5 protein-coding genes and 2 pseudogenes are annotated in these 7228 nt (G+C 41.2%); 2 read left to right on the plus strand and 5 right to left on the minus strand.

The window, feature by feature from the left end:
* From HMPREF0658_RS05370 to HMPREF0658_RS05390, 5 genes and pseudogenes are all read right to left on the minus strand, one after another.
* Positions 1–352, minus strand: a pseudogene (locus HMPREF0658_RS05370) (YncE family protein); the annotation flags it as partial.
* Positions 353–379: 27 nt separating this feature from the next.
* The gene (locus HMPREF0658_RS05375) at positions 380–2794 is read right to left on the minus strand and encodes a TonB-dependent receptor (protein WP_006949208.1); all 2415 of its coding nucleotides are present in this window, start codon (positions 2792–2794) and stop codon (positions 380–382) included.
* Between the two features lie 4 nt (positions 2795–2798).
* Positions 2799–3435 (minus strand): annotated as a pseudogene (locus HMPREF0658_RS05380) (TetR/AcrR family transcriptional regulator).
* A 185-nt stretch (positions 3436–3620) separates the two neighbouring features.
* Positions 3621–3923 carry a helix-turn-helix domain-containing protein gene (locus tag HMPREF0658_RS05385; protein WP_006949210.1) on the minus strand — a complete coding sequence of 101 codons (303 nt, stop codon included), beginning with the start codon at positions 3921–3923 and terminating at the stop codon, positions 3621–3623.
* The gene (locus tag HMPREF0658_RS05390) at positions 3920–4210 is read right to left on the minus strand and encodes a helix-turn-helix domain-containing protein (protein ID WP_006949211.1); all 291 of its coding nucleotides are present in this window, start codon (positions 4208–4210) and stop codon (positions 3920–3922) included. Before HMPREF0658_RS05390 ends, HMPREF0658_RS05385 begins: the two co-directional genes overlap by 4 nt.
* Before the next feature lie 476 nt (positions 4211–4686).
* Between HMPREF0658_RS05390 and HMPREF0658_RS05395 the strand changes: the two genes are divergently transcribed.
* Together HMPREF0658_RS05395 and HMPREF0658_RS05400 are read left to right on the plus strand one after the other, a co-directional pair.
* Positions 4687–6117 carry a virulence-associated E family protein gene (locus HMPREF0658_RS05395; protein ID WP_006949212.1) on the plus strand — a complete coding sequence of 477 codons (1431 nt, stop codon included), beginning with the start codon at positions 4687–4689 and terminating at the stop codon, positions 6115–6117.
* 186 nt (positions 6118–6303) lie between these two features.
* Positions 6304–7228 (plus strand): toprim domain-containing protein (locus tag HMPREF0658_RS05400; protein WP_006949213.1); only part of this gene is annotated, 925 nt, incomplete at its 3' end.

Raw genomic sequence — 7228 nt, forward strand, 5'->3', positions numbered from 1 at the left:
TGTATGTGGCCTTTGCACCACTTGGAAATAGCATGGTGTTTCCTTCTTGAACAAGGATTCCATCCTTAGGGATGTACTTGTAGAAGTGTTCTGTATCTGTCACATATATCTTATTTTTATACACGAATGTGAATGCCCCCTTCGGAAGCACCAATGCGTTGTCTGTATTGAGTGAACTAACACTCAAATCCTTGAACAGGCTAATATATGTGTTTTCTCCGATGTTTACACTGTGTACAAATCCTACTTCAGATTTTGTAGAGGGAGGAAAGTCCGGAGAGTCCTTTCCGCATGAGGTGAGACCTACAAGAGATAGCAACACAAGGGCTGCGATTAAAAAATAATGTTTCATTTTATTTGTTTTTAAATTGGTAATATATTACAAACTCATTGCTCCGCCCGATGTTTTGTCGCGGAACAGATTAAAACGTAATTTTGTTTTAAAAGTGCGTCCTTGCAGTGGCATCTTGAATTCCATATAGTTCTCCTTGTCAAAGATGTTCTCAACTTCGAAACTCAATGAAATGTTATTGTGCCAAAAGGATTGTTGAAGGCCTATGGTAAACACATCGTTGGAGGGGATAATCCATTTTTTACGCTGGTCGGACAGTGTGCTCATTTGCCATCCCCAATCGAATTCTCCGACATGGGACACATCCATATAAATTCTAGATAGTTCATTTCGCCCCAGCAAATTTTCTGCATGATACTCCAAACCATAGTTAAAATAGAAAGACGGTATGTTGGGTACATGTTTATTATATGTGGGATTATCCGTCCCTTTTGCATCGTTTAACCATTTCTGCCGGTCTCGAATGTCCTGTAGTGTAAGATTGAAATATGTATAGATGTTTGGTGTCACGTCTACTTTCAAATCGGTATCAAACCCCATCGTGCTCGTCTTTCCCAAGTTTGTGTAGATGGAACGGATATCAGCGGGGAAAAGCCTTATCATATTCTGGATATACATGTAATAGAAGTTTGTTTCCCACTGCACGCGGGTAAGTCCTATCACATTTCTTGTATCTATGATGGTTCCAACGTTCAGGTTGTCTCCAATTTCAGGCAGTAAGTTCACTGATGGCTTGATGCTCATTCCGTTACCGAAAAGTTCTCCTGTGTCAGGGAGTCTCACATTGTGTGAAAACGAGAACTTTCCCCTCACGCCTTTCCAAAACTCATAGCTCACTCCCTCACTAAATCCGTAGTACGTTTTGTTCACACTTGTTTGTTTGGGAGCTGATGCATCTTTCATTTGGGCTTTCGACAAGGCATCGCTTGTTCTAAAGATTTTTGACTTCAGATAGTAAATGCTTATCGTCAAGGAATTCTGAAAACGATGATTGGAAGAGGCATACAAATGACAGAGTCCGATATTGTTTGAAATCATTTTGCTGGGGAACGAGCTAGGATCGAACCCGAGATAGTCATTCATGCGTTCATCTTTAGGACGGTAGTCCGAAAGAGCAAGTTGATCATTTATGTTGAATGTATGTTGTCCAAATGTATATTTTAAATTAAATTTGTTTCGTAATTCAAATTGCCGGTTATGGGATTCATTAAGAAGATTATCTTCTGTTTCCCCCATTGCCTGAGTGATGGTTCCATCCCATTGTCTTCTTGTTGTTGTTGTGTCTATCAGGCTCGTTTGTATAATAGGAATAACAAGGGATGATTTCATTTCCAAACCTTTAAAGATGAAGTCGTCTTTTTCTATATGCAAAGTGGGCATTATATTAAAGCCTTTCATATAGGCATGCTGCGAATCAAAGTTAAGAGACTGTATACCTTTTTTATTTCTGTAGAAGGCGCATTCCAAATCCAGTTTATCGAAGTATAGCTTTCTAAAACCAATGCCGACATGATAGAAGTCTGCGTCATAATAGTCATTATTTCGTCTTACCTTTCTGTATTCTGAGACTGGCAGGTTTATTTCGAATACTGGCCATGACATCGTGTAGTTGTTCTTGGATTTATTCTTAAAGAAAGCAACATTAAATAATATGCCTGACTTTGCAAAAAGCTTTTGAGCACTTGTAAGTGTCTTGGATGTTCCGAATGATGCCAATTCCTGCGTGAATCCTACTAAGTCGCATTCATCCTCACGTGTCACAATATTGATGGCTCCTCCTAATCCGTCGCCTCCATATTCTGCAGGCACAATACCCTTGTACACCTCTATATATTTGATTACATCTATTGGAATATCGTTGATGTCGAAAGAACCGTCAGGACTGTTGAGTGGAAACCCATTAATATATACGGCGACACGCTTACCTTCTAAACCATGTACAGATATGCGCGACGCACTTCCCAATCCGCCTGTCTTTCTTACTTTGATGCCAGACGTGCGTGTAAGAATTTCTTCTATACCGCTTGAACGTCCCCGCAGCTTGGATCCGTCCACTACGGTTACAGCCATAGGACTTTGCCGAATGCGGTTTATTTCCGCCTGCTGGGAAGATCCCCTCACTACAACTTCGTTAAGGACGTTCGCTGATGATTCTAAGAAAAAGTCTTTTGTGATATTGCCGTTTAATACAATGACTTGCCTTACTCGTTTATATCCAACAAATGAAACCTCAACAATACATGTTCCATTTGAGGGTATGTCAATTTGATAATTGCCTGTCTTGTCAGAAACTGTTTTCTGTTTTGTATTTTTGATTGATATGCATGCCCCAAATATGGGAAGTCCTGTTTCTTTATCTATGATTTTCCCACGTAATATATTTTGGGCAGACAAAACTGTTGTACACAAACACAGTATCGTTACGATGAATAATCTGTTCATAATTTTATGGATTAATGAGTTCTCGCCATCCTGCTGTATTATAGCGTATATATTCAGACAAAACCTGTTTTGCCTCTTCTTTACGGATTTCTGGATTTGAGACAATCTCTCCGACGATTGTTACCCATGTAGAAGAGGAAATCCGAAAGAATAGTGACGAAACTTTTGTTTGTATTTGTGGATAGACTTTTTGCATTTGGTCAATATATTCTTTACTTATTGCAACTTGTTCTTCGATAAAATTTTCACGGAAAAATTCTACAGAAGTACCTTTTGATTCAAAGAGCAATAACTTTAATTCTTCTTTATACAAGAAAATTATTTTAAGCGTTTCTCTTAGCAAATCTTTTTGACTTTGTATAGAGAAACGAAGTTTGTCTATTTTGTTGGATTCTATGCGATAGGAGGACAGCCTTCCATCCAAGACAGCAAGTAAAGGCCTAAGGACAGCATAAAAAATATCATCTTTTGTCTTAAAATAATTGTATATATTACCTAAGACAACTCCTGATTTTGCAGAAATTGTTCGCATCGAAGTTTTTCTAAAACCATTTTTTAATAAATTCATTGCGGGCAGCTGTGACAATTCTGTTTCTTATATCTTCTTTTAATATTTTCATTACTATTTTATTAACGGACATCGTTCAATTTTGTTCATAAAAAAAAGCGTACTGTTTAAAAAACAGTACGCTCCTTTTATTGTTGCCTTTATGCGGCTGTGTGATATTTTTATCATTAATTCAATTTTGGATACAAAGGTATGGGAAGAATTCTATACTGGCAATACTTATTAATAAGTATTTTTAATCGAATTATAATACTAAACTCAAATGGACTTAAAATAGTAATTCTCCTCCAACATCCTTTCCAAGTCCGAAGCCTTGTAGAGTATCTTTCCTGCAAACTGCGTGTAGGGAATAATCTTCCTGTCTCGGTAGTCCTGCAAGGTACGGGGACTGATATACAGTCGCTCGCACACTTCCTTGCCCGTTAGGAAAAGTTCGCCTGCAAAGAGTGGCTTGTGTGTATCCGCCACTTCTACTATTCGTTTACCTACACCTCTCAACGCTGAGACGACCAACTGCATCTCGTCCGACTCCATGTTCAAGTCTCTTGCTGTTTCCATCATATCTGTCTGTTTTTAGGTTTGTTCGATTTCGTAAGAAGCAATGTTTCCACATCTTCACGCTTGTAATAGCACTTGTGCCCGATTTGCGTAAACGGTAGCACACCCGTATCACGATAATGCTGCAAGGTGCGCTTGCTGATGTTCAGCAGCCGGCACACATCGCCGTTGTGCAGCCAGTCCGTATGCTTGCTTTTCTCTCCGAATGCCTTGTGGCAACTCTCGGCAAGGCTCAAGATTTCATCTCGAAGCTTTGTCCAATTGGTTTCTGTAATGATGTAATAGTTCATAATTTTATATTGTTATTGTTTGTTGTTTCAAATCTTTCCAGTTTTCATCGGCAAAGATAATGGCGTGCGTACACCTCTCAAAGCCGTGGGGAACAGCAGGGAAGTATCGGGAACTATCAGGAAAAGAGCAATCCGTTTCATCGGTTCGCATTTGCGTTTTCCTGCCCCATCTTCTTCTTTTGTTGCAAAGACAATGCAAGCGAGTGCAGAGGAAAGTTCACTTATCCTTTGCCGAGCGCAGCTTGTCTTATGCAAAATTAATATCGGGCATTTATTATTCCATCACTTTTCATTCAAGTGGCAGCTTGTGGTGCTATGATGGGGACAAAAGAGACAGATTGATGTTCTTGCCACTGCACAAATGAGGTTAATAAGGTAATTAAAGCAAAAGAGTACATCTGAAAGCAGACAGTAACATCCGTATTTCTGCTAATCTATCTTTCCTGTCATCCGTTTTTTGCTTAATGAGGCGATAAATGCTCTTCTTGACAGCTTGTTCCCCTAAGAATTTTGCAGCGGACGAGCGCAATATTATGCAAGAAGACTCTGAATGCTTGGAAGTTACGCATGCTCACCCTAACTTCACTCTTGGAAACCAATTCAAGGGAATAATGAAAAAGAACGCAGATGCAGGCAATACAGGCAGCAGGAGAAATCCTCATCGAATGAGGAGTTCCTCCAAGAACGCAGAGATAGAAACCTACCTCTCCACACACTACGAGTTCAGATACAATACTGTACTGGGCAGAACCGAATATTGCAGTAAGGGTAATAATCGTTTTGTAAAGGTTGGTCGTTATGAAATCAACACACTTCGCAGGGAACTCGATTGCGATGAAAGCATAGCGACTTCTGCCGAGAACCTTTATTCCATCATTGAAAGCAGTTTTTCTCCGCGCATCAATCCCATACAGGAGTATTTCAAGGCATTGCCACTGATTGATACAGGTGATGATAGTAGCAATGGTAGTAATTACAGTGGTAGTAGTGCTCCTTTTTCTCTTTCACCGAAAGCAATTTCTGATTTGGCAAGCTGCGTTGTTGTCCGTAACAATGAAAAGTGGTTGCCGTATCTTACCAAATGGCTCGTGGCGGTGGTTGCCAATGCGATGGACGACCGCGAGTGCCGCAACCACGCTTGTCTCGTACTGACAGGCGAGCAGGGCAAGTTCAAGACCACGTTCCTTGACCTGCTCTGTCCGCCAGCACTGCATGGTTACAGCTACACGGGCAAGATATATCCGCAGGAGAAAGACACACTTACTTATATCGGTCAGAATCTTATCGTAAACATAGATGACCAGCTCAAAGCACTCAATAAGCGGAACGAGAACGAACTGAAAAACCTTATCACCTGTCCGATGGTCAAGTATCGTATGCCGTATGACAAGTATGTGGAAGAGCATCCCCACTTGGCAAGCTTCGTGGCATCGGTGAACGGCAACGATTTTCTTACCGACCCCACAGGCAGCAGACGGTTCCTGCCCTTTGAAGTTCTTTCCATAGACATAGAGAAAGCCAAGCGTATTTCAATGGACAAGGTCTATGCTGAAGCCAAAGCCCTGTTAAAGTCAGGTTTTCGTTATTGGTTTGACGATGATGAGATAGCCGAGCTATATAGGGAGAGTGAAGACTTTCAAGTACAGACAGCTGAGATGGAGCTTTTGTTGCGTTGCTTCGAGAAACCAGCGGAGGACGAAAACTATTCGTTAATGACCACTACGGAGATACTCACCTATTTGGGTATTTATACTCACCAACCACTTGTTGCCAAGCGTATGGGCGAAGCCTTGAAGAAAGCAGGATACATAAAGGTGAGCAAGCGAAGAAACGGAGGTAGCCCCATCTATGCCTACAAGATTAGGAAAATCTTGCCCTGCCCGCTCCTTCAGACTTGTAGTAGCTAAATGTAGTAGTATGTGTAGTATCGTCCTATACTAAAAAGTGCTGCTGATTATCAATCACTTATCACAAAATAGTATGTAGTAAGAAGAATGATGAAAAAGTTTGGAGGGGAAAACTTTGGAAACGGTAAAACCATAAAACAGACAAGCATAAATAATTATCATTCAACCCATTAAAGTATCAAAATAATGAAAGAAGAAGATTTATCACTTATCAAGCGATATCCCATCGTGGAGTATCTCGAAAGGAGGGGTATCAGGCCTGTCCATAAAACACCAACCTATGCCATGTACCGTTCACCGCTCAGGGAGGAAACGCGTCCGAGTTTCAAAGTGGACAGGGAAAAGAACCTTTGGATAGACTATGCCGAAGGCAGGGGCGGAAGCATCATCGACCTCTGTATGCGCTTGGAAGGCTGTACGCTCTCGGAAGCCATCTGCCGTTTGGGGCAGAACGCTTCCGATAATACAGCGCACAGCTATTCAAAGACTGAACCCCGTATTGGTCTCAACCAGACAACTACAAGACAAGCAAGCGAAACAAGGAGACTGATAAGCATATCAGACACCTTGCCGCCGCATTTGCAGGAATACCTTATCAAGGAACGTTGCATCAATTTGAAAAAGGCAACACCCTTTCTCAAATGTATCAGCTACGAGGTAAGGGGAAAGAGATATGAAGCCATCGGCTTTGCCAATTCTTCGGGTGGTTATGAACTTCGGGACAACAATACGTTCAAGGGAACGATTGCCCCGAAGAACATCACTCCGATATTTGAGGACAAGGCACAGCCCGTCTGTCTGTTCGAGGGCTTTATGGACTTTCTCTCTTTTCTTTCAATGAAAGGGGAGGTCTCCAACCAATGTCTCGTGATGAATTCCGTGAGTAATGTAGCAAGAAGTATCCACTACCTGAATGAAAGAAATATAACCTCCGTTCGTGCTTTTCTTGACAATGACGATGCAGGGCGAAAAGCTGTGCAGGAATTTGTAAACACAGGTTTTAAGGTAGAAGATATGGCTGTGTATTATAGAGACTTCAAAGATCTCAACGATTTTCACGTCAGACGTGTCCGTGAGCAACGGGAAGAGTTGGTGAAAACTCCAAATATAA

Origin of the sequence: Hoylesella marshii DSM 16973 = JCM 13450, from assembly GCF_000146675.1 — a bacterium.
Taxonomy (GTDB): domain Bacteria; phylum Bacteroidota; class Bacteroidia; order Bacteroidales; family Bacteroidaceae; genus Prevotella; species Prevotella marshii.

What these genes read in the sequence shown, in the direction of transcription:
- HMPREF0658_RS05375 (WP_006949208.1), bottom strand. Translation starts at nt 2,794, where the DNA reads ATGAACAGATTATTCATCGTAACGATACTGTGTTTGTGTACAACAGTT.
- HMPREF0658_RS05385 (WP_006949210.1), bottom strand. Translation starts at nt 3,923, where the DNA reads ATGATGGAAACAGCAAGAGACTTGAACATGGAGTCGGACGAGATGCAG.
- HMPREF0658_RS05390 (WP_006949211.1), bottom strand. Translation starts at nt 4,210, where the DNA reads ATGAACTATTACATCATTACAGAAACCAATTGGACAAAGCTTCGAGAT.
- HMPREF0658_RS05395 (WP_006949212.1), top strand. Translation starts at nt 4,687, where the DNA reads ATGCTCTTCTTGACAGCTTGTTCCCCTAAGAATTTTGCAGCGGACGAG.